Raw genomic sequence first — 243 nt, 5'->3', positions numbered from 1 at the left:
GGGGGGTGGGGGGGGGGGGGGGGTGGGACCTCGAGGCCGACCTCAAGGCCTGGCAGAGGCGCTACCCGGGGAACGAGGAGAAGGCGAGGAGCCTCCTCAAGGCCCTCAAGCGCCCCGAAGGGGTGAACCCCGTCACCCTCGTCGTGGACGACGCCACGGGCCTCACCCCCAGTGTGGTCCCCTGGCTGGTGGCCTTCGCCGAGGTGGCCACCCTGGTCCTGGCCGTCCACCCGGAGACCCTAA

At 72.8% G+C, this 243-nt stretch carries 1 pseudogene; it reads left to right on the top strand.

From position 1 onward, the window contains the following. Positions 1-243: pseudogene (locus ACYQ0J_RS00195) on the top strand (ATP-binding protein); the annotation flags it as partial.

The organism is Thermus sp. FJN-A (assembly GCF_054655095.1).
The sequence above is the reverse complement of the archived record's forward strand: the minus strand, read 5'-3'. Positions and strand labels throughout refer to the sequence as shown.